18 protein-coding genes are annotated in these 20019 nt (G+C 69.1%); 8 read left to right on the top strand and 10 right to left on the bottom strand.

From position 1 onward, the window contains the following. Window positions 1–43 precede the first annotated feature (43 nt). From rplU to GGR11_RS15655, 3 genes are all read right to left on the bottom strand, one after another. Entirely contained in the window at window positions 44–598 is a 555-nt protein-coding gene (rplU, locus tag GGR11_RS15665) for a 50S ribosomal protein L21 (RefSeq protein WP_183198565.1), read from the bottom strand. Between the two features lie 121 nt (window positions 599–719). After that, window positions 720–1253, bottom strand: coding sequence for a phosphoribosyltransferase (locus GGR11_RS15660; RefSeq protein ID WP_183198563.1), 534 nt, complete (start codon window positions 1251–1253; stop codon window positions 720–722). After that, window positions 1246–2244: an MJ0042-type zinc finger domain-containing protein gene (locus tag GGR11_RS15655; protein WP_183198561.1), complete on the bottom strand. Its 999-nt coding sequence runs from the start codon at window positions 2242–2244 to the stop codon at window positions 1246–1248. Before GGR11_RS15655 ends, GGR11_RS15660 begins: the two co-directional genes overlap by 8 nt. A gap of 72 nt (window positions 2245–2316) precedes the next feature. Here GGR11_RS15655 and GGR11_RS15650 point away from each other — a divergent pair, with 72 nt between their 5' ends. From GGR11_RS15650 to GGR11_RS15630, 5 genes are read left to right on the top strand one after another with little or no spacing between them, the layout of a single operon-like run. Further along, complete coding sequence (locus tag GGR11_RS15650) at window positions 2317–3036, top strand: cell division ATP-binding protein FtsE (RefSeq protein WP_183198559.1); 720 nt, start codon at window positions 2317–2319, stop codon at window positions 3034–3036. Further along, window positions 3033–3929, top strand: coding sequence for a cell division protein FtsX (locus GGR11_RS15645; protein WP_183198558.1), 897 nt, complete (start codon window positions 3033–3035; stop codon window positions 3927–3929). Before GGR11_RS15650 ends, GGR11_RS15645 begins: the two co-directional genes overlap by 4 nt. A gap of 2 nt (window positions 3930–3931) precedes the next feature. Then, window positions 3932–4558 (top strand): YdcF family protein, encoded by a 627-nt coding sequence (locus GGR11_RS15640; RefSeq protein ID WP_183198556.1) that lies wholly within the window; start codon window positions 3932–3934, stop codon window positions 4556–4558. Continuing rightward, on the top strand, window positions 4559–5290 hold the full coding sequence (locus GGR11_RS15635) for a 1-acyl-sn-glycerol-3-phosphate acyltransferase (protein ID WP_183198554.1): 732 nt from the start codon (window positions 4559–4561) through the stop codon (window positions 5288–5290). Between the two features lie 25 nt (window positions 5291–5315). Then, window positions 5316–6101, top strand: coding sequence for a MipA/OmpV family protein (locus GGR11_RS15630; protein ID WP_183198552.1), 786 nt, complete (start codon window positions 5316–5318; stop codon window positions 6099–6101). A 279-nt stretch (window positions 6102–6380) separates the two neighbouring features. Here GGR11_RS15630 and hisC read toward each other — a convergent pair whose 3' ends face one another. Genes hisC through GGR11_RS15605 form a run of 5 tightly spaced genes read right to left on the bottom strand, consistent with a single transcriptional unit; the run spans window position 6381 to window position 12638 of the window. Continuing rightward, window positions 6381–7469 carry a histidinol-phosphate transaminase gene (gene hisC / locus GGR11_RS15625; RefSeq protein WP_183198551.1) on the bottom strand — a complete coding sequence of 363 codons (1089 nt, stop codon included), beginning with the start codon at window positions 7467–7469 and terminating at the stop codon, window positions 6381–6383. A 31-nt stretch (window positions 7470–7500) separates the two neighbouring features. Further along, complete coding sequence (locus tag GGR11_RS15620; RefSeq protein ID WP_183198549.1) at window positions 7501–8187, bottom strand: hypothetical protein; 687 nt, start codon at window positions 8185–8187, stop codon at window positions 7501–7503. Then, complete coding sequence (locus tag GGR11_RS15615; protein ID WP_183198547.1) at window positions 8187–9239, bottom strand: DUF2125 domain-containing protein; 1053 nt, start codon at window positions 9237–9239, stop codon at window positions 8187–8189. Before GGR11_RS15615 ends, GGR11_RS15620 begins: the two co-directional genes overlap by 1 nt. 56 nt (window positions 9240–9295) lie before the next feature. Next, entirely contained in the window at window positions 9296–9769 is a 474-nt protein-coding gene (gene ybaK / locus GGR11_RS15610) for a Cys-tRNA(Pro) deacylase (protein WP_183198545.1), read from the bottom strand. A gap of 1 nt (window position 9770) precedes the next feature. Continuing rightward, on the bottom strand, window positions 9771–12638 hold the full coding sequence (locus tag GGR11_RS15605) for a helicase C-terminal domain-containing protein (protein WP_183198543.1): 2868 nt from the start codon (window positions 12636–12638) through the stop codon (window positions 9771–9773). A 49-nt stretch (window positions 12639–12687) separates the two neighbouring features. On the opposite strand from GGR11_RS15605, the gene GGR11_RS15600 reads away from it, so the two are divergent. The 3 genes from GGR11_RS15600 to GGR11_RS15590 all read left to right on the top strand — a co-directional run bounded on the left by GGR11_RS15600 (window position 12688) and on the right by GGR11_RS15590 (window position 17834). Further along, window positions 12688–15192 carry a ligase-associated DNA damage response DEXH box helicase gene (locus GGR11_RS15600; RefSeq protein ID WP_183198541.1) on the top strand — a complete coding sequence of 835 codons (2505 nt, stop codon included), beginning with the start codon at window positions 12688–12690 and terminating at the stop codon, window positions 15190–15192. Beyond that, complete coding sequence (pdeM, locus tag GGR11_RS15595; protein ID WP_183198539.1) at window positions 15189–15941, top strand: ligase-associated DNA damage response endonuclease PdeM; 753 nt, start codon at window positions 15189–15191, stop codon at window positions 15939–15941. Before GGR11_RS15600 ends, pdeM begins: the two co-directional genes overlap by 4 nt. A gap of 96 nt (window positions 15942–16037) precedes the next feature. Beyond that, window positions 16038–17834 carry a hypothetical protein gene (locus GGR11_RS15590; protein WP_183198537.1) on the top strand — a complete coding sequence of 599 codons (1797 nt, stop codon included), beginning with the start codon at window positions 16038–16040 and terminating at the stop codon, window positions 17832–17834. 94 nt (window positions 17835–17928) lie between these two features. Here GGR11_RS15590 and GGR11_RS15585 read toward each other — a convergent pair whose 3' ends face one another. Both GGR11_RS15585 and GGR11_RS15580 read right to left on the bottom strand, forming a co-directional pair. Further along, window positions 17929–19005: a protein-glutamate methylesterase/protein-glutamine glutaminase gene (locus tag GGR11_RS15585; protein WP_183198535.1), complete on the bottom strand. Its 1077-nt coding sequence runs from the start codon at window positions 19003–19005 to the stop codon at window positions 17929–17931. Window positions 19006–19009: 4 nt separating this feature from the next. Further along, entirely contained in the window at window positions 19010–19864 is an 855-nt protein-coding gene (locus tag GGR11_RS15580) for a CheR family methyltransferase (RefSeq protein ID WP_183198533.1), read from the bottom strand. Between the last annotated feature and the right edge of the window lie 155 nt (window positions 19865–20019).

The raw sequence follows: 20019 nt of genomic DNA, 5'->3' as shown, positions 1-20019 counted from the left end.
CGTCCGTGATACCGTTTGGCGCGGTGAAGCGCCGGTGAATGTCTTAGGCGTCGTCGCCGGCGGCTTCAGCCTTGGGCGCGGCCTTCTTCTTAGCCGGGGCCTTCTTGGCGGGAGCCGAGCTCTCGACCACGACGCCCTTGACCTCGGCGCCGTCCACGTCGGTCACGACCGTCTCGGTCGAACCCAGCGAGGAGGTCGCGCCGCGGGTGGCCAGGTTGCGGGCCCGCAGGTTGATCTCGGCCTTGGTCGTCAGATCGACCGTGCCGTCCCACTTGGCGGTCTCGCCGGCGCCTTCGATGCCGGTGATGCGCAGGACCGATTCCATCTGGCGGTGGCCGTTGGTGCGGCGATAGCCCTGACGACGGGTCTTCTTGAAGATCTTGATCTTCTCACCCTTGCGGGTTTCGACCAGGGTGGCGCCGACGAAGGCGCCGTCGATCAGGGGAGCGCCCAGGGTCACGCCCTTGTCGCCGCCCAGCATCAGGACGCTGTCGAACTTCAGCTCCGAGCCGGCGTCGCCATCGAGCTTTTCGACGACAATCGTATCGCCCGGTTGGACCCGGTACTGCTTGCCGCCGGTCTTGATCACCGCGTACATGTTGAAGCCTCAGCGCAAACGCAAAAATGAATACGCCCTCCGGAGAGACCCCCGGGGGCGAAGAGCGGCGACATATACGGAAGGGCGTCTCAGAGTCAACGCCGAACCGGCCGCTTTATCGTCAGTCCAGCGCGCAGATGTCCGGAAGGCCACGCAAGCCACCGGCGTTGTCCAGTCCATAGCCCACCAGGAAACGGTCCGGGGCCTCCCAACCGACGAAGTCCGGCTCGGGGGCGCGCGGCGCGGGCCAGGGCTTGCGGGCGAAGACGCAGGTCAGGACCTCTGAGGCGCCGGCCTCGCGCGCGATCCGGCCCGCCTCGGCCAGGGACAGGCCGGTGTCGAACACGTCGTCCAGGATCAGCACCCGCCGCCCGGCGATGGGCCGCTGGAACGGGGCGTAGACGTCGATCTTGCCCCGGCTGGCCTTATCGTCGCCGTAGGAGGCCAGCCACAGGGCGTCGAACCGGACATTACGGCCCCGTCGCGACAGGGCGCGGGTCAGGTCGGCGGCGAACCACAGACCGCCGGTGAGCAGAACGGCGGCGACGGTGTCGTCGTCGATAACGGGAGCGATGCGCGCAGCCAGATCCGCCACGACGCGGGCGATGTCGGCCTCGGCCAGAAGAATGGTCGGCTTGGGGGAGGGATCAGCCATGCGAGGCGGATACCGCCTCGCCGTGGCCGTTGTCCACCACGCGAATGGGTCGGGCCTCGATCGGCGCCTGGGCGTTGCGCGCGCCGACGCCCGGGGCGACCGCCGATCTCAGGCCGTTGGAGGCGGGCGCAAGCTCAGCATGAGCGTTCGCCGGCGCATGACCGCCGCCCGTTTCGGCGGGCGCGTGATCGGGCTCGTGAGCAGGGGCAGCATGATCTTCGCCGTGATCCGCCGCCGGCTCGGCCTCGGCGGGGGCGGCATGGTCGGCGGCCGGCTTGGAGTGAGGCGCGTCGGGCGTCACGAAATTGACCCCGATGTCGGCCGCATGACCGCCGGGATCGGGGATCAGGACGGCGAAGCCCTGGACCTTGCCGGGCAGGACGGGGGCCGCGTCGATGGCGACGATCCTGAACCCGACCTCTGCGCCATGCTCGTCCAGCAGGGCGACCCGGACGGGCGGGGCCACGATCTCGGCGTCGCGCACATTGCGCAGCGCGCCGGACACCAGAACCATGCCGGGATGATTGGGAACCTCCTTGGCCGTCATCGCCTCGAAGTCCAGGCCGACCGGGTTCACCGGCGTCCCGACTGCAGCATAGGCGGCGGCGGCGCGCGGGAAGGCATCGACCACCTCGACCCGGAACAGGAAGGCCGAGACGATCAGGCCGACAAAGGCGCTGGCCAGGCCCGCCCACACCACGCCATGGGTGGCGGCGCGGCGCAGGCGGCGCTGCTGTTCGGCGCGGGCGCGGAAGGCCTTGGGCAGTTCCGGCGCCGGAGTCTCGGCCAGGCTGGCGGGCTCAGATGCCGCATCCGGCTCGGGCGTGGAGATGACGCGGGGCTCGGGCGCGACGCTCAGTTCCAGCGGTTCGTCGCTGGTCGCGCGCCAGACTTCGCCGCACGATTTGCAACGCACCTTGCGCCCGTTCGCGCCCACGGCGTCGTCGGGAATGAAATAGCTGGTGGCGCAGGCGGGGCAGGTCAGTATCATGTGGCTGACTGCGAGGCTGTCGCCCCCTCCTGTAAGGCGCGATTTCGCGCCCTGTCCCTGAAACAAAACTCAATGCCGTCCTCGCCACCCAGCGCCGTCGATTCCGCCCCTGTGACCGAGACCGTCCGCCTGTCGGGCGTGGGTTTCGGCTATGCGGACGCGCCCGACGTGCTGCGAGACGTTAACCTCATTCTGACGCGAGGCTCTTTCCACTTCCTTACCGGGCCGTCCGGAGCCGGAAAGTCTTCGTTGTTGCGGCTTTTGACGCTGGCCGACCGACCGACCACGGGGACCATCCGCCTGTTCGGGGCCGATGTGTCGGATATCGACCGACGCGACATCCCGGCGTTTCGCCGCCGCATGGGGGTGGTGTTCCAGGATTTCCGCCTGCTGGACCACCTTTCCGCCTTCGACAACGCCGCCCTGCCCTTGAGGCTGGCGGGCGGGCGCGAGGCCGACTACGCCGCCGATGTGGAAGAAATGCTGAAATGGGTCGGCCTGGGCCGCCGGATGGACGCGCGTCCCCCCGCCCTGTCCGGCGGCGAGAAACAGCGGCTGGCCATCGCCCGCGCCGTCATCACCCGCCCCGGTCTGATCGTCGCCGACGAACCGACCGGCAGCGTGGACGCCGTCATGGCCGAGAAACTGCTGCGCCTGTTCCAGTCGCTGAACCGGCTGGGCGCCACCGTCCTGATCGCCAGCCATGACCAGGCCCTGGCCGAACGCTCGGGCGCGCGGGTGCTGCGACTGGACCAGGGCCGACTGACCGAAGCCGCACGGGCCGCCGCATGATCCGTCTGTCCGACTTCCGACTTTCCCGGGGACGTCCCGGTCTGCTGCCCCCAGCGGCGGCCGGCGAGCCCTGGCTGATGACCGTCATCGCCGTCCTGTGTTTCCTGGCCTGTCTGGCCGCCGTCGCCGCCTCCGCCGCCGACCGCGCCGCCCATGGCTGGGCGCGCCAGCTGGGCTCCGAGGCCACGGTTCAGGTCCGCCCCCGTGTCGGCGAGAGCGGCGACACCGCCGCCGCCCGCGCGGCCGAGACCCTGTCCGGCGTCGCCGGGGTCGAGGAGGCGGCGGCCCTGGATCGAAAGGCGGCCGAGGATCTGCTGCGGCCCTGGCTGGGCGACGCCGTCCTGCCCGACCTGCCCCTGCCCCATCTGGTGACGGTGCGGTTGAACCCGAACGCCCCCGCCAGCGCGGTCAGCCTCAGCCGCGCCCTGGCCGAGGCCGGGCTGGACGCCACGGTCGATGACCACAGTCTTTGGCGCGGCGAGGTCGAACGTTCGGCGGCCCTGATCACGGCCCTGGCCGGCGCCGCCTTCCTAGCCACCGCCTTCGCCGCCGCCGCCGCCATCGCCTACGCCACCCGCGCCGGCCTGGCGGCGGGGCGCGGCGTGATCGAGACCCTGAGCCTGAACGGCGCGACCGACGGCCGCATCGCCTGGCTGTTTCAGCGCCGCTTCGCCCTGATCGCGGCCGGCGCGGGAGCCATTGGGGCGGGACTGGCAGGCGTGCTCCTGGCCTTCGTGCGCTTCCTGGGCGGATCGGACGGACTGACCCAAGCCCTGCCCGTGACCTGGGGCGACCTTCTGCTGCTCTCGCCATGTCCGCTGCTGGCGGCTACGGTGGCGCTTGTCGCGGCCAGATTCGCCGCCATGCAGGTTCTGGGTTCAGGTCGGGGGTAGGGATGAGACTGCTCGTCGTCATCGGCATTGTCGCCCTGATCTGGCTGGTCGGCCTGTTCGCCTTCGCCCACCGGGTGCGCGAACTGACGCCCGCTGAGGATCCCGCCCCGGCCGACGCCATCGTGGCCCTGACCGGCCCGTCCGCCGAACGGGTCAACGCCGCCATCCGTCTGCTGGAACAGGGCAAGGGCCAGCGCGTCCTGATCTCGGGCGTCAACCGTGAGGTCCGTCGTCGCGAGCTGCGCGAGCTGACGCCGGGCTCCAGCCGCCTGTTCAACTGCTGCGTCGATCTGGGCTTCGAAGCCGAGGATACCGTCGGCAACGCCCAGGAGATCGCCGCCTGGGCGCGGTCCAAGGGCTATGACGACCTGATCGTCGTCACCTCCGACTATCATATGCCCCGCTCGCTGGTGGAGATCCGGGGCCAGCTGCCGGACGTCAAACTGACCCCCTACGCCGTCTCGACCCCGTCGCTGGACAACCGGCATTGGTGGCGCGCGACGGTGACGGCACGGCGCATGACGCTGGAATACCTGAAATATCTGACCGCACTGGGCCGCGAAGGGATTCGCCGGCTCAGCCGCGACGCCCCCGCGTCCGAAACCCCCGCCGAAAAGGCCCCTGCCTAAGTGAACACCCTGCGTTCCCTGCTCTTCACCGCCTGGCTCTATCTGTCGATGCCGATCGTCGCCGTCGGCCTGTCGCCCGCCCTGTTGGGGCCGCATCGATACGCCCAAGGCGTCTGCAAACTCTGGGCGAAGATCGTCCTGTTCGGCCTGCGCTGGATCGCCGGTGTGAAGGTCGAGGTGCGGGGACTGGAGCACGCGCCGTCGGGCGCGGCCCTGATCGCTTCGAAACACCAGGGCATGCTGGATATCGTCGCCCTGCTCGCCGTCCTGCCCGACGCCTGTTTCGTGATGAAGAAGGAGCTGATGCCCCTGCCCTTCTTCGGTTGGTTCGCCTGGAAGGCCAAGATGATCGCCGTCGACCGCGCCGGTCACGCCAGGGCGCTGAAGGACATGACGCGTCAGGCGCGCGAGCGCCTGTCCGAAGGCCGCCAGATCGTCATCTTCCCCGAGGGCACCCGCAATGACCCCGGCGTGCCCGGCGACTACAAGCCCGGCGTCGCCGCGATCTATCGCGATCTGGAAGGCCCCTGCTGGCCGGTCGCCACCAACTCCGGCGTCCACTGGCCGGCCCATGGATTCCGCCGCTATCCGGGCAAGGTGGTGTTCGAATTCCTGGAGCCGATCCCTGCCGGCCTGAAGCGCGGGGCGATGATGGCGTTGCTGGAAAGTCGCATAGAGACGGCATCTGCGGCCCTGCTGGAGCCAAAGGCCCAGCTCGAACGTATGGACTGACCTATTCCGTACGAGAAAGCTCCAAATGTCCTTGCGCACCCTGGCCCTGACAGCCGCCGCCGCAACCGCCTTCGCCGGCTCCGCCCTTGCCCAGTCCCAGCCCTATGAGCAGATGCGCCCCGCGCCCGACGGCTGGACCGTCGATCTCGGCGTCGGCGCCCTCTACAGCAAGGACAGCGGCGGCGACACGGGCTCCGAGACCCGGGTCGTGCCCTGGGTCGCCGCCAATTACCGCGACGTCGTCTATCTGAGCGCCATCGACGGTCTGGGCTGGAACGCGATCAAGACCGACGACTTCCGCGCCGGCCTGCAGCTTCGCCCGCGCTTCTCGCCCGAAGACATCGAGGGTCTGGACCTGGATCGTCCCGACTTCGGCGCCGACGTCGCCGCCTACGCCTTCAAACGCCTGCCCGGCAATATCGTGGTCGGCGGCCGGGTCAGCCGCGACGTGACGGACGTCAGTGAGGGTACAGAATACTACGCCTCGGTCGGCCATCAGCGCGTGACGCCGATCGGGCTGATGAATGTCTCGGTCTATGCGCGCGGCGGCGACGCCAAGCTGGCCGACGCCTATTATGGCGTCAGCACCGCCGAGGCCGCCCGCAACGGCATCGACGCCTATTCGCCGGACAGCGGCCTGCAAGGCGCCGGCGCCAGCCTGTTCCTGCTGGTCCCGATCAACGACAAATGGGCCGCCGGCGCCCTGGTCAACTATGAACGCCGCCTGGGCGACGTGGCCGACAGCCCCCTGTCCCAGGAAGACGACACCATCCGCACGGGCGTCTTCTTCGCCCGCCGCTTCGGCGGCTGATCGGCGTCAGCCTCCCGCATTGTGATGCTCTCGCCAAGCCCACCGGGCTTGGCGTACAGCCTCTTCACTCGCGTGAGGGTCCACGTTGCAGCCAAGGAACTGACCGCGCTCCGCCTTGCTGTCGGATGTCTGAATAGGCGGGCCCTCGAGCACGAGGCCGCCCAAGGCTTCGCATCGCTGAGCAGGGTCAGTGGGGCAGGGGCGGCAAGGGCGTGGCGCAGGCGGACACGCTCAACACGATCCCTCCAACCAACACTCCTGCCGACCGCAAGCCCATGCCTATTGAGCCGCGAACTCGCTCAAGGCGTCGATCACGGCGCGGTTCTGATCTTCCGTGCCGATGGTGATGCGCAGGGCCTGGGGCAGGCCATAGCCGCCGACCGGCCGCACGATGATCCCCTTGGCGTTCAGATAATCATTGGCGGCGGCGGCCCTTTCGGCCCCGTCGAACATCACCAGCACGAAATTCCCCGCGCTAGGCAGGACCTCGAGGCCAAACCCGCGCAGGGCCTGGGTCAGGCGCGGCTTCCAGTTCGACACCAACTCGCGCGACGCCGTCTGGTGCGCCTCGTCGAACAGGGCGGCGGTCGCGGCCTCCAGCCCCGGCACGGAGACGTTGAACGGCAGGCGGATGCGGTCGATGGCTTCGGCCACCTTCAGCGGCGCATAGCCGAAACCGATGCGCAAACCGCCGAGGCCGTGGATCTTGGAGAAGGTGCGGGTGACGACGATGTTGGCCGCGTCCTTGGCCAGCGGGAAGGCGGTCTCCCAGTCGGCCTCGGTCACATATTCCGCATAGGCTTCGTCGACCACCAGGATGACATGGGCGGGAAGCGCGGCGTGCAGGCGGCGGATCTCCTCGCCCGTGTTGTAGCTGCCGGTCGGGTTCGAAGGGTTGGAGACATAGACGATCTTGGTCCGGTCATCGACCTGGGCCAGCAGCGCGTCGACCTCGGCCTTGAAGTTCGGCTCGGGCGCCAGCTTGACCTGGGCCTCGCAGCCCAGGGCGCTGATCCGATAGGCCAGGAAGCCGTACTGGCCGCAGACGATATTGTCGCCCGCCGTCAGATAGGTCTGGTTCAGCAGGGCGAAGACCTCGTCCGAGCCATTGCCGAAGATCAGCCGCTCGGGCTCCAGCCCATGTTTTTCCGCCACGGCGTCGCGCAGCTTGGTCGCCCGGCCGTCCGGGTAGATGTGGATGGTCTTGATGGCGGCCTCATAGGCCGCGCGCGCCTTTTCCCCGGCGCCCAGCATGTTCTCGTTCGAGGACAGTTTCATCGGCTCGGCGACGCCGGCGATGGACGACTTGCCGCCGACGTAGGGTGCGATGTCGAGGATGCCGGGCTTGGGCGCAGGCGCGTCGGTCATGAGAAGCCTTGAACTCGGAAGATGAGAGAACTCAGAAGATGGGGGCGGCGCCGATGACGCCGGTCAGACGGCCGGGGGCGTTGCTCAGCCGCCCGTCCTCCGCCTGCACATAGCCCGTCAACACGAACAGCTTCAAGCCGCCTGCCGCCGCAAGCGGATCGGCGACCAGCCCGGCCTCGCCCAGGTCCTCGACGATCTTGGTCTCGGACCAGCCGCTGTCGGTGACCCAGAAGGTGCGATCGCCGCCGGTCGGACCCGAGATTTCCTTGGACACCAGAAAGGCCTGGGGCCGCGCGCGGCCGTCGTCTGGCAGGGCGGCGACGATCCGCAGCTCGGGGCGCGCCAGCAGCCGCCCCCACCAGGGCCGATCCGACGTCAGGTCGAGCATGGCGCGAGAGCCGCCTTCCACCGCCTTCAGGGCCTCGTCGGCCGAAAGGGGCCGGGAGCCCAGGCCATATCGATCGGTCGCCAAGGCCTGGGCCAGACCACCGCACGTCACCAGCGACGGCCCCGTCGCCGCCTCGATCCGCCCCCACAACGCCTTCAACGCCGCGCGCTCGACGGGACCGACGTCCGCCGCCAGATCACGCAGGGCCAAGACCCCGGCGTCGAACCGGTCCCGCCGACCGGCGGCGACCCTGGCGCGCACAGCCTCGACCACCGCTCGATCAAGCGCCGACAGCACGGCGTCGTCCTGGGCTTCTTCCAGCAATCCCATCAGAACAATTTCGGCGCCGGGGCCAGAGGGAAAGGCCCCAGCCAGGTCCGACCATCGCGGAACACCAGGGTGAGAGCCATGTCTTCACGCCCCGCGGCGTCGGCCGCCCCGGCCGCAGCAGCGGCCCCCGCCGCTCCGATCCGGTTCACCGAACCCTGGCGCGACTCCAGCAGGCCGGACAGGGCCGGCAGGGGCTTCTGCGATTGCAGCGCCACCTGGCCCGTCAGCCGCCCGTTGGCGTCGGCCTTCAGCACGTCGCTGCTCAAGGTGGCGCGGCTGTCGCCCGCCTGCAGATCGCCGCGCAGATTGCGGAAGGTCCCGCCGCCCTGCGTCCATTGCGAAAACACCCCCGCCGCGTCCCCGACCTTCAGCAGGTCGGCCCGACCGATGGTGGCCTCCAGCTGGGTGGTCAGTTGACCGTCCTGGGCGAAGCCCTCGACCGGTCCGTCGCGGCGTCCCTGCCCGTCCACCAGCCGGAACATCACGTCGATGGCGTCGCTCGGGGCGGTCGAGCCTTCCAGATGGGGCCGCGAATAGAATTCGATCCGTGCGGCCCGGGCGATGGGGAAGGGCTCGCCGTCGGGATGGACGGTGAAGATCGGATTGACCAGTTCCAGCGCCAGATTGGGCCAGCGCTGGTCGATGCCGCTGGCGCTCATGCGAATGGCGTCGCCGTTGACGGCCACCTTGCCCTTGCCGGCCCGGGTCAGGACCAGACCCTCGGGCGCGACCACGACCCATTTGGTCGGCTGATAGGCGTTGGCCTCGGCGTTCAGTTCCGGCGCCGATATGGCGTGACCGGACGGGGCGGCGATGGTCACATGGGTCAGTTTCACATTGGCGCGGAAGGGCCAGCCGACGATCCGCTTGTCGGCGTAGCGCACATCCCAGCCCTGTTGGCGCAGGGCGGCCGACTGGGCCTCCAGTCCGGCGTCGATCTGGCGCGTCAGATAGAACCACCAGCCGGTCCAGGCGGCCAGGGCGATCAGCACGATGATGAAGGGGGCGTAGAGGCCCGCACGGCTGGGTCGCTGGGTCGGTGCGTCGGTCATTCAAACTCCGGGGTCGAGACGGCTATAGCCCAAGGAAGGACGACCGCCCAAGGCGTTCAGGCCGTGATGTCGACCAGCCTGGCCCCCGCCGCCCGGGCCGCCGCTTCGGGCGCGACCCCCAGCAACAGCCCGCGCTGCCCTCCGTTGATCAGGATCTGATCAAACAGAACGGCCGTCTCGTCCATCACCGTCGGTACGGTCTTGCGCTGCCCAAAGGGGCTGACGCCGCCGACCTTGTAGCCGGTCAACCGTTCCGCATCGGCGGGCTTCATCATCTGCGCCGACTTGCCGCCGATGGCCGCCGCCAGCTTCTTCATGCTGACCTCGCAATCGGACGGCGCGATGACGCAGGCAGGCGCGCCGTCGACCAGGGTCATCAGGGTCTTGAACACCTGTTCCGGGGCTTTTCCTACAGCCTGGGCCGCCTGAAGCCCCACGCGCGGTGCATCGGGATCATAGTCATAGGCAAACAGTTCGAAGGCGACCCCGGCCTTGGTCAGGGCGACGGTCGCAGGCGTGGTCTTCGACATTTCAGGTCATCTCGGGGTTCAGGAAACCGCGGGTCAGCGCCACGGCGTCAGCCAGACCCATGCGCTGGACCTCCGTGCCCGGCGGCAGGCTGGCGAACAGGCGGGTGGGGGTGGCGGCGTCCAGCATCAGGAAGACCCCCTTGTCGTCGCCCCGCCGGATCAGCCGCCCGAAGGCCTGGGCGATGCGGGCGCGGGCCAGGGCGTCATCGTATCCCTTACCCCCCAGCCGTTCGCGCCGCGCCTTGTGCAGCAGATCCGGACGCGGCCAGGGCACGCGGTCGAAGGCCAGAACCCGCAGCGACCGGCCCGGCACGTCCACCCCGTCGCGCACCGCGTCGGTGCCCAGCAGGCACGAATTCTCCTCGACCCGGAACATGTCGACCAGGGCCCCGACCTCCAGCGGATCGACGTGCTGGGCGTACAGGGGCACGCCGGCCTTCGCCAGATCCGGCCCCAGACGTTCATAGACCGCCTTCAACCGGCGGATGGCGGTGAACAGGCCCAGCCCCCCGCCCCCGGCGGCCAGGAACAGTTCGCGCATCGCCGCCGCCGTCTGGCGCGGATCGTCCTTGACCAGGTCGTTGACGACGATGACCCGGCTGTTGGACGCATAGTCGAACGGGCTCTCGACCTTCAGCGTGCGCGGCGGCTCGATCAGCCGGGCGGAGCCTGTCCGTAAGCGAGCCAGGTCGAACGGGTCTTCCTGCAAGGGGTCGGACAGGGTGGCCGAGGTCACCAGCACCCCGTGCGCCGGCACGATCACGGCGGCTTCCAGCGGCACGGTCGGGTCGATCCAGTGACGGCGCAGGGCCACGTCATGGATGCGGCCGAAGGCGGTCTCGGCCGACAGCCAGTCAACAAAGTCCGGATCGGGCTGGTCCCCGCCGTCCTCCAGCGCCGCCAGCATGGAGCGCCAGCCCGGCAGGGTCATGCGGGCGCGCCGATCCAGGCCCCGCAACGCCCCCTCGATCCGCGACCGCTGCGACCCGTCCAGCTCGGCCGCCTCGTCGTCGAGGATGTCCTCCAGATGCCGCGACAGGGCCAGCAGGGGCGCCTCGATGGCGGCCAGGGCCTGGGCCGCCGCGCGGGCGGTCTCGGCCACGGGATCGGTCACCGGCTTCAACGCGCATTCCATGCCGAACTCGGGACCGCCCCCGAATCCGCCATTGCCGCTTGCCTCGGCCGTGCGCGCCCGCAGCTGGTCCAGCGCGGCGGCCAGAAAGGCCTCGATCGGTCCGATCGGATTGACCTCGCCCGAGGCAGGGGCGACGCGGCCCGACACGCCTTCGCCCGGCAAGGCGGCCGAGGCGCGGATGGCGTCCTGCAAGGCCTTCAGCGCGGCCTCATTGTCGCCGACCATGTCGCCCAGCCGCTGCTCCAGCCCGCGCCCGCGCCGACCCTTGCCTTCCGGCCCCCGGATCCAGCGGCGCAGCTCGGCCGCCTCCTGTCCCGACAGACAGGCGGAAAAGGCGCTGTCGGCGGCGTCGAACAGATGGTGGCCCTCGTCGAAGACGATGCGTTTCAGGGCCGCCGTCTCGCCATCCTGCTTCTGGCCACGGGCCGAGCGCGCGCCGTCGAACGCGGCCTGGGTCAGGACCAGGGCGTGGTTGGCGATGACCAGGTCCGCGCGACGGCTGGCGCGGATGGTCTTCTCGACAAAACAGCTGCGATAGTGGGGGCAGGCGGCGTGGACGCATTCGCCGCGCCGGTCCACCAGATTGGCCGCCCCCGCCGCATGGGCAGGCGCCATGGCGAACAGACCCGGCAGCCAACCTGGAAAATCTCCTCCGGTCATGTCCCCGTCGCGTGTGTGAAGCGCCCACCGCCCCGCCAAGGCCAGGCCGATCAGGTCGCCGTTCCCCAGCTGGGCCGCTTGGACCATGTCCTGCAGGTTCAGGACGCACAGATAGTTCTCGCGCCCCTTGCGGATCACGGTCTTCTTTCGCCGCTCCTCCGGATCGGGCCACAGCGATTGGCTCTCGCGGTCGATCTGGCGTTGCAGGGCGCGTGTATAGGTGGAGATCCAGGCCGCCCCCTGGTTCCGCTCGGCCCAAAGCGAGGCCGGCGCCAGATAGCCCAGGGTCTTGCCCGTCCCCGTCCCCGCCTCGGCCAGCAGCACCCGCGGCCGTCCCTCTTCATTACGCGGCGAAAAGGCAAAGGCGGCTTCGGCGGCGTAGTCGGACTGGGTCGGCCGGGTCTCGTCCAGACCCGAGGCCTGAAGCAGTTTCGCTAGCCGGATCCGCGCGCTCTCGCTATCGACCGGGGCCGAACCCGCCTCGCCGCGCGCGGCCTCGTCCTCCCACTCCGTCAGACGGGTCCAGACGTCCAGGCCGGACCCGCGATGCTGGCGCGCGCGCACCCCGCCCGCCTCCAGCGCCTGAACCACGCGCTCGCCCCAGGCCCAGCCGGCGCGTTGCAGGGTCAGGGCCAGGACATAGGCGGCCTCGCGTTCTGGATAGGCGGGGGCCGCCAGTTCTCGCAGCAGCACGGCCGCCGCCTCGCGCAACACCGCCGCCTGCGCCTCGGGCGACTTCGGCTCGGCCAGACCCAGAGACAAGGCTAGGCCCGTCGGCGACGGGGCGCAGAATCGCGCCGGCCGGACGAAGGCGTAAAGCTCCAGCACATCCATCAACTCGCTCGACCGCGGCGGCGGCGTCAGCCCCAGCCGTCGCGCGGTCAGCGACGCATGGGCCACCAGCACGGCCCCGCCGGTGAACAACCCTTCGGCCGCCCCCCGCCCGATCTTGCGCGCCCCCGCCTCGTCGCAGACCGCCCCCGCCCCCGGCGGGGTGGCGAGCGCCGGCGGCAGGTCGAGCCAGGGCTCGGCGCCGGTCAGGCGGGATTCAGCGATGACGGATTCGTCGGACACAGCCGATAGATAGCGACGTCGGGGCTGAAACGGAACGGGAACATGCTATATGCCGTTCGTGACGACCGCCGCCGTTCCCGCAACGCTTCCGCCGCTGTTCGCCGACTGGTTCGCCGGGCGCGGCTGGTCGCCCCGGCGTCATCAGCTGGAAATGGTCGCAGCAGGTCAGTCCGGCCGGCACGCCCTGCTGGTCGCGCCGACCGGCGGGGGCAAGACCTTGGCCGGCTTCCTGCCCAGCCTGATCGAGCTCGCCGAACGGGGGCCAAGGCCGCAGCACGGGCCTGGGTCCGGCGTCCACACCCTTTATCTGTCGCCGCTGAAGGCCCTGACCACCGACGTCGAGCGCAATCTGACGACCCCGATCCGCGAGATCGGACTGAACATCCACGTCGAGACCCGCACCGGCGACACCAAACAATCCAAACGCCAGCGTCAGCGCGACTTCCCGCCCGACATCCTGCTGACCACGCCCGAGCAGTTGGCCCTCTTCTGCGCCTGGGAAGGGGCGCGATCCTATTTCGCCGATCTGAAATGCGTCGTTCTGGACGAGGTCCACGCCATCTGGAGCGGCAAGCGGGGCGATCTGCTGTCGCTGGGACTGGGGCGGTTACAACAGTTTGCGCCGGGCATGCGGCGGGTCGGCCTGAGCGCGACGATCGAAGATCCGGATCTGATCCGGGGGTGGCTGAGCCCCACCCCCGCCGTCGAGGATGTGGCTCTGGTCCGAGGCGACCCCGGCGCCCCGGCCGTGATCGATGTGCTGATCTCCGAGGGCAAAGTCCCCTGGGCGGGCCACACCGGCCGCCACGCCATCCCGGAAGTCTACGCCGCTATCCAGCGCGCGGGCCTGGCCCTGATCTTCGTCAACACCCGCTGGCAGTCGGAGTTCGTTTTCCAGCAACTGTGGGCGATCAACGACGACAATCTGCCGATCGGCCTGCACCACGGCTCCCTGGCGGCCGAACAGCGGCGCAAGATCGAGGCGGCCATGGCGCGGGGCGATCTGCGGGCCGTGGTCTGCACCTCGACCCTCGACCTCGGCATCGACTGGGGCGACGTCGATCTGGTCATCCAGATGGCGGCGCCCAAGGGCTCCAGCCGTCTGGTCCAGCGGATCGGCCGCGCCAATCACCGGCTGGACGAGCCCTCGCGCGCCCTTCTGGTGCCCGCCAGCCGGTTCGAGATGCTGGAATGCCAAGCGGCCCGCGAGGCGGTGGCCGACAACGCCTTCGACTGGGAGCCGATCCACATCGGCACGCTGGATGCGCTGGCCCAGCATGTGATGGGCGTCGCCTGTTCCGAAGCCTTCGACATGCAGGCCCTGTATGACGAAATCATCGGCTGCGGCCCCTACCGCGACCTGGCGTGGGAGCAGTTCGAGGAGGTGGTCGATTTCGTCGCCACCGGCGGATACGCGCTGCGCACCTATGATCGGTTCGCCCGTATCGTCCGCACCCCGGACGGCCGCTGGAAGGCCCGCACCAAGGACATCGCCCAGCGGCACCGGATGAACGTCGGCGCCATCGTCTCGGCCGGAACCCTGAACGTGCGGGTGGCGGGCCGTCGCGGCGGGGCCTCGCGCCAGTTGGTCCCGGGCCGCAAGGTGGGCGAGGCCGAGGAATGGTATTTCGAACAGCTGACGCCCGGCGACACCTTCCTGTTCGCGGGCCAGGTCTGGGCGTTTCAGGGCATTGTCGGGACCGACGCCCTGGTCAGCCACGCCAATGACAAGGAACCGAAGATCCCGTCCTGGGGCGGGTCCAAATTTCCCCTGTCCACCTCCCTGGCCGACCGGGTGCGGACCATGGTTCAGGACCCGGATCACTGGCGCGTCCTGCCGCCCGACGTGCAGGAATGGCTGGAGCTTCAGGCCGAACGGTCCGCCATTCCCGACGCCGAGTCCATGCTGGTCGAGACCTTCCCGCGCGGCGGTCGGCATTTCCTGGTCGCCTATCCCTTCGAGGGCAATCTGGCCCACACCACGCTTTGCATGCTGCTGACCCGGCGGCTGGACCGGCTGGGCGTCGGCCCGCTGGGCTTCGTCGTCACCGACTATTCCCTGGCCATCTGGTCGATCAAGCCCATGGACCAGATCGACCTGGACGCCCTGTTCCAGTCCGACATGCTGGGCGACGACCTGGAGGCCTGGCTGGAGGAAAGCTTCATGATGAAGCGCTCCTTCCGCAATTGCGCCCTGATCTCGGGCCTGATCGAGCGCCGCCAGCCCGGCGCCGAAAAGACCGGCCGACAGGTGACCTTCTCCACCGACCTGATCTACGACGTGCTGCGCCGCCACCAGCCCGACCATCTGCTGCTGAAGACCGCCCGCGCCGACGCCGCCTCCGGCCTGCTTGATGTGGCGCGCCTGGGCCAGATGTTGGCGCGGATCGAGGGCCGGATCAGGCATCAGGCCCTGACCCGTCCCTCGCCCTTCTGCGTGCCGGTCCTGGTCCAAATCGGCCGCGAGCGGGTCGGCGGCGACGCGGCCGAAATGATCCTGGACGAGAGCGCCGAACATCTGATCGCCGAAGTCATGGACGAGGACGCGCCATGAACGCCGCCCTGCGCCAGACCCTGTCCCCCGCGCGCAAGCCCTGCGGTTCCTTGCGGGTCCAGATCGCGGGGGAAACCTGCGTGCTGCGCTGTTCGGGCGTCCTGTGGCTCCCGACCCATCGCGCCCTTATCGCGGCCGACCTGCATCTGGAGAAGGGTTCGGCCTTCGCCGCGCGCGGCCAGATGCTGCCGCCCTACGACAGCCGCGCCACCCTGGACCGGCTGGAGACCGAGATCGCCGACCTCGACCCCGGCCTTGTCGTGTTGTTGGGCGACAGCTTCCATGACGCCCGGGCCATCGGACGGATGGCGGATGAGGACCGGGCGCGGCTGGACCGGTTGGCGAGCGGCCGAAACTGGCTGTGGCTGGAAGGCAATCACGACCACAAGGCCCTGGCCGACGATGCCCGGACCGAGGCGTCCCTGCCCGGCCGGATCGTGGGCGACATGGCCCTGGGCGCCCTGCGCCTGACCCACGAGCCGGAGCCCCGAACGCCGGGCGACGACCGCCACGGCGAGGTCGCCGGTCACCTGCACCCCGCCGCCCGCGTCGTCGCCTATGGCCGCGGCGTGCGTCGTCCCTGTTTTGTCACCGACGGATCGCGCCTGATCCTGCCCGCTTTCGGCGCCTTCACCGGCGGCCTGAACGTGCGCGACCCCGTCATCGCCGGCCTGTTTGCCACAGAGCCCCTGACGGCCGTCGTGGGCCGCGACAAGGTTCACGCCATCTCCTGGGATCGCCTGCCCTGATCTCTTCCGCCCAGCGCAGAAATTCGAGTCGGCGTTTACGGTCGGTTTTCCTGTGCCGCGTAACCTGGGTTCATGACTCTCAGAATGAGACCCAGCATGCAGGCGCAAGCGCAGCATTTCGATCCAGCAGCGACCGCCGACGCCGTCGTCGATTCAGGCATGGATTCCGCCCCCCCCTTCTTCGCGCCCGTCGTCGCTTCTGACGTCACGGATCAGCTGGAGGCAGCGCGCGCCCTGGTGGAGAGCCGTTTTTCCGACGCGGGGGAACGCCTGGCCGGATCGCTTGAGATGGTCAGCCGGTTGATCGAGGCGCTCGATCGACTGGGCCTGACGCTGAACGTCGAATCGGTCTCGCACACCAGCAACGAGTTGCTGTCGACGGCGGAAAGCCTGAACGCTCTGCCCCTTACGCAGAAACGGCGGGTGGCGGATCTGGATCAGTTGAAGACCGCCGGCGCCCTGCTGGAAGCCGATATAGACGTGATGCGCACCACGCTGCGCTATCTGCGCGCCTTCGCCCTGAACGTGAAGATCACGGCGGGCGCGACCATCCGGGCCGCAGACGAGTTCGCCGGCTTCGCCGAGCGGATGTGTGAACAGCTGGACTTCGGCGTGTCCCAACTGGATCAACTGGCCGAAGAGCTTACGCGGCTCGCACGCCAACTGGACGGCGCCCTGACCTTCGAACAGGGGCTGGGCGGCAAGTACAAGGAGCTGATTCCGGCGGTGCCGGACAAGCTGGCGCTCGACGCCGAGACGCTCCGCGTGAACCACGCCCGGATCGCCGAGGTCGCCGCCTCGGTCGCCGCCATCGCGCGCGACATCCAGATGAAGGTCGGCAAGGCCCTGATGGCCCTGCAGATCGGCGACATCACCCGTCAGCGGATCGAACACGTCCAACTGGGCATCCAGGTCGCGGCCCGCACGGTTCGCGAGGCGGACCTGTCGCCCGAGGCGCGTGACCGGGCCGAGCGCCGCCTGTTGCACATGGTCGCCGACCAGATGGCGGACATCGCCACCGATTTCGAGGCCGAAGCGGCCAAGGTCGCACACAGCCTGTCCGGCATGGCCCAGGACACCAAACAGATCATGGTCATCCACGGCCTGTCCGACGGTGGGGGCGATCTGCGCGACCTCGAGATCAGTCTGGGCCGGGCCGGTCTGTTGATCGATGACGTCACCGCGGCCATGACCAACGCCCAGCGCATCAGCGGCGAGACCGTCTCGGCGGTCGAGGCCCTGGCCCGACGGGTGGACGCCATTCAGAAGGTCAAGCGCGACATCCAGCAGATGGCGATCAACAGCAGCCTGCGCTGCAATCGTCTCGGGGAAATCGGCAAGCCCCTGAGCGTCATCGCCATCGAGCTGAGCAGCCACGCCACCCATCTGGAAGACGCCGCCGACCAGACCCTGGGTTCCCTAACCGCCCTGGCCGGCCTGGCCAACGGGATGGAGACCACCCAACCCGGCGACGCGCACGTGGACGCCGGACGCCTGAACGGTGTGCAGGGCCAGTTGCGCCGCGCCGCCGACGTGGTCGAGAACGATCTGGTCGGTCTCGGCGCCCATGGCGAGGCCACCGCCCGGTCGCTGGCCCTGGCCGCCGACCAGCTGGGCCTCAAGGAAGACCTGGGCGACGCCCTGCACACCGCCGCCATCGCCCTGGCCGAGGCCGCCGGACCGGTGGTCGAGGATCTGACCGATATCGCCGGAGTGGTGGACGCCGCCATGACCGAGATCGGGCGCTGCTACACCATGGCGCGCGAGCGGACGGTCCACGCGGCCCATGCGGTCTTTACCGAGACCGACAAGACCGACGAGGCGACGACGATGACGGAAACAGCCGGTGAAACGGCCGCCGCCGAGGACGAATTCGACGACCTTCTGTTCTGATCCGGGCGGCGGTCGGGCGCGATAGGCGCAGGCCTGGCCCGTCCGTCTGCCTGTCCGTCTACGGGCCGCCGAGCGGCCGGGCCGCTGTCCCCCGTCAGCGAGAACGATCGACGTTCATGATCTCGCGGGCGATATGCTCCAGCGCCGTGACCTTCTGGGCGGCGCCGCGCGCAATGGCCTCCTTGGGCATGCCGAAGACGATCGAGGTCGCCTCGTCCTGCGCCACGGTGACGGCCCCGGCCTCCTTGAGCTCCAGCAGGCCACGTGCGCCGTCGTCGCCCATGCCGGTCATGATCACGCCCATGGCGTTGCGTCCGGCCGCCCGAGCGGCGGAGCGGAACAGGACGTCGACGGAGGGGCGGTGGCGCGACACGGGCGGCCCGTCCTTGATCGCCACCTGATAGCGGGCGCCGTGGCGTTCCAGCAGCATGTGCTTGTCGCCCGGCGCGATCAGGACGTGGCCGCGCAGGACCGGATCGCCGTTCTGGGCCTCCTTGACCTCGACCTCGCACAGGCTGTTGAGCCGTTTGGCGAAGGCGGCGGTGAAACCCGCAGGCATGTGCTGGACGATGACGATGCCGGGCGCATTGGCCGGCAGCGCCTGCAACACCTCACGCAGCGCCTCGGTCCCGCCTGTCGAGGCGCCCAGACAGGCCACCATCTCCGTGGTGCGCGCCATGGCGGCCCCGGTCGGGGGCGGCAGCATGGCGTCAGCCGTCAGCTTGGTTCCGGGGTCCAGCGTTCGCGTCGTCGTTCGCCTTGCGCCCAGCCGGGCGCGCGCCGCAGCCTTGACCACATCGCGGATGCGATCGGCGCTCTCGGCAAGATGGTCCGCCGCCCCGATGCGCGGCTTCAGTATGATGTCGACCGCGCCGGCCTCCAGCGCCTGCATCAGGGTCTCGGATCCGGCCTCGGTCAGGGACGAGCACATGACCACCGGGATCGGCCGCTGGGACATCAGTTTGCGCAGGAAGGTGATGCCGTCCATGCGCGGCATCTCGACGTCCAGGGTGATGACGTCGGGCACGTCCTCGGCGATACGCCGCGCAGCGACGAAGGGATCGGACGCTACGCCCATGACCTCGATGCCGGGATCGGCGGACAGGACGTCGACCAGGGTCTGACGCACGCTGGCCGAGTCGTCGATAATCAGGACTCGGACCTTGGGCATGGGATCAGGTCTTCCGGAAAATGGTGTTGGCGACAGTCACCAGCGGCAGTTCGATGCCGGTGATGCTCTCGGAATGGCCGATAAACAGATAGCCGCCGCGCTTCAGCCGGTCGCACAGCCGTTTCAGAACCTTGGCCTGGGTCTGCTTGTCGAAATAGATCATGACGTTACGGCACATGATCATGTCAAACGGATCGCCGACCGAATAGGTCTCGTCCATCAGATTGACCCGCGCCAGCGACAGTTTCGCGCGCAATGACGGATGGATGCGGCCCTCGCGTCGTCCGCTGTCGCGGGCGGTCATGACCCAGCGCCGCATGTCGGCGGGCACCGGGGTCAGCATCTCGTTCGGATAGACGCCGCGCAAGGCGGTTTCCAGCACATCGGTGGACAGGTCCGTGCCCAGGATCTGATAGTCTGGGCCGCCCTGTTCATCGGCGAATTTCTGCATGACCATGGCCATGGTGTAGGGCTCGGCCCCCATCGAGCAGGCGGCGCTCCAGGCCCGGATCCGCCGCGTCCCGGCCGCCTTGAACTCGGGCAGCACGTGGGACGTCATATAGTCGAAATGGCGGGGTTCGCGGAAGAAGTCGGTCTTGTTCGTCGTCACCGCGTCGATCAGGAAGACGGACTCGGCCTCGAGCCCGTCCTCCTTGAACAGATAGTCGCAATAGTCGTCAAAGGTCTCGTGACCGGTGCTGCGCAGACGGCGGCGCAACCGCCCCTCCAGCATGGTCCGCTTGGACGACGGCATCTTGATGCCGCTGTAGTCGTAGATATAGGCCGCCATCCGCTCGAAATTGCGGGCGCTGATCTGATCGACGAGGGGGGCGGACCGTTCTAGCGCCGCGTGAGACAAGGTTGTGTTCTTTCCAGGAGAGGCCGGGGACCGTCAGGCCGCGCGGTCGATGTTGGGGAAGGACGCCAGAGAGACGGTGTCGGTGCTGGACAGCAGTCGGGGCAGATCGATCAGGACGACGAAGCCGTCCTCGCGCCGCACCACGCCCGAGATAT

The sequence above is a fragment of the Brevundimonas mediterranea genome, from assembly GCF_014196125.1.
In the GTDB taxonomy this organism is placed as follows: domain Bacteria; phylum Pseudomonadota; class Alphaproteobacteria; order Caulobacterales; family Caulobacteraceae; genus Brevundimonas; species Brevundimonas mediterranea.
Note: the sequence above shows the minus strand (reverse complement) of the source record. Positions and strands in the feature narration are given on the sequence as shown.